The sequence below is a fragment of the Rhodococcus sp. 05-340-2 genome (assembly GCF_002258915.1).
Taxonomy (GTDB): domain Bacteria; phylum Actinomycetota; class Actinomycetes; order Mycobacteriales; family Mycobacteriaceae; genus Rhodococcoides.
Window position 1 is genome coordinate 1 of record NZ_NOYU01000024.1, and the last position, 1686, is coordinate 1686.

The 1686-nt window shown below is 63.8% G+C and carries 3 protein-coding genes and 1 pseudogene; 1 reads left to right on the forward strand and 3 read right to left on the reverse strand.

What is annotated here, in order from left to right; genetic code table 11:
• Nucleotides 1-204: hypothetical protein (locus tag CH271_RS12720; RefSeq protein WP_143546052.1), on the forward strand; the 204-nt coding region annotated here is incomplete at its 5' end.
• Between the two features lie 106 nt (nucleotides 205-310).
• Here CH271_RS12720 and CH271_RS12725 read toward each other — a convergent pair.
• The 3 genes and pseudogenes from CH271_RS12725 to CH271_RS29305 form a co-directional block, all read right to left on the reverse strand.
• Nucleotides 311-955, reverse strand: coding sequence for a DUF305 domain-containing protein (locus CH271_RS12725; protein ID WP_008720034.1), 645 nt, complete (start codon nucleotides 953-955; stop codon nucleotides 311-313).
• An 85-nt stretch (nucleotides 956-1040) separates the two neighbouring features.
• On the reverse strand, nucleotides 1041-1463 hold the full coding sequence (locus tag CH271_RS12730; protein WP_027494146.1) for a DUF6153 family protein: 423 nt from the start codon (nucleotides 1461-1463) through the stop codon (nucleotides 1041-1043).
• A 73-nt stretch (nucleotides 1464-1536) separates the two neighbouring features.
• Nucleotides 1537-1686: pseudogene (locus CH271_RS29305) on the reverse strand (MBL fold metallo-hydrolase); the annotation flags it as partial.

Sequence of the window (1686 nt, forward strand, 5' to 3'; positions counted from 1 at the left end):
GTTCCGCTCGCGGCAGGAGTGCTCGCGCCGGTCGGGTTCGTGCTGCCCATGTCGATCGGCGCGATCCTGATGTCGCTGTCGACGATCATCGTCGCCGCGAACGCGCAGCTGCTTCGGCGACTCGACCTCACACCCGACACCATCACCGGAGCGGTGAACGACGGGAGTTCCAATGCTCCGTCGCAGCGCACACCGTCACTGTGAGAGCTGATCTCGTACCGGGAACGCAGCCCTGACAATTGTGGAACGTTGATGGCCGCACCTTCTCCGCCGGAGAGGATGCGGCCATCGTTGTCTATAGCGGGCCGGGTCAGCCGAGCAGCCGCTGCATGGTGTCGATTTCCTGCTGCTGGGTGGCGACGATGGTGCGGGCCATCTCCAGGGCGTCAGGATTGGAACCGTCTGCGATTTCGGTGTTGGCCATCTCGATGGCGCCGGTGTGGTGGGCGATCATCATCGTCAACCACTGGCGGTCGAATTCCGGTCCCGACGCTGCCATCAACGCGTCCATGTCCTGAGCGGTCATCATGCCGCTGCCGGAGCTGTGGTCCATCCCGCCCATGTCACCCATGTCACCCATGTCACCCCTGTCCATGTCGGGCATGGGCTGGCCCCACTCGGTGAGCCAGGTGGTCATCTGGTCCATCTCGGGCTGTTGCGCGGCGGCGATCGCCGATGCCAGCGACAGCACCTCCGGGTTGTCGGTGCGGCCGTTCGCCATGTCGGCCATCTCGACTGCTTGGGCGTGATGCGGGTACATCATCTGCGCGAACATCACGTCGGCATCGTTGAACTCTGCGGACGCGCTTGCTTGGGCCGAGGACATCGGTGCCGAGGACATCGATCCCATCGCATGGCCGTCCATCGACGAATCGGCCGCGTTGTCGCTACAGCCGACGACGAGGAACGCGCTCGCGGCGGCAGCAGCGATCGAGGCAATGACTTTGGTACGCATGAGGAAACTCCTTGCAAGAGTGGGTAGTGCAGAGAATTGGATGTCGTTCGATCCGCCGACAGACACGCGTCTGCCGGGCTCCCTGTCACACTCGCAAGGTCACCGATCTGTCCAACTCCCATAACGTCCACGGCGGCGCACGCTCAAGCGTGGAGTCGGCCCGTCCAATGATCCGGTTCACCGATGTCGGCGCCAGGTCGAGGGCTGCGCTCATCGCCGGGACCGTCAGCGCGGGCCACGACACCGTCGTGCCGACGCAGGGATGCATCATCTGGTGCCCCGACGGGCAGTCATGTTCCCCGGTCATCACCGGAACCGTGGCGTCCGTGTGGGACGGTGCTGCGAACGAGGCATGGCCGCCGCTCATCGATGTGGACATCGAGCCGGTCACGGGCATCGACATCGGTGTCACCGAATGCATCAACAGGACACCGAACACCGTCAGTGCAATCAGTAAAGCTGCCGTCGGAGCTGTGCCCCGTCGACCGTGCCGATTCACTGAGTGCATGCGGCCGATGATACCAACATATACCCCCTGGGGGTACGCCTGTCTCGTCGCGTTCGGTCGTCGAAGCATTTCGTCATGTCTTCGAGGTGTCGAGTCCGAGATCTGTTGCGCGGTTGTAGTCGTCGTCGATGAGCACCACGCTGCGATGTTCCCGGTCGAGTAGTGAGGCCGCGATCGAGGCGCGATAGCCGGAGGCGCAGTGCACCCACACTTTGCCGTCGGG

Bases quoted from the DNA above. Each gene is read 5' to 3' on its own strand.
- CH271_RS12725 (WP_008720034.1), bottom strand. From the start codon at position 955: ATGCGTACCAAAGTCATTGCCTCGATCGCTGCTGCCGCCGCGAGCGCG.
- CH271_RS12730 (WP_027494146.1), bottom strand. From the start codon at position 1,463: ATGCACTCAGTGAATCGGCACGGTCGACGGGGCACAGCTCCGACGGCA.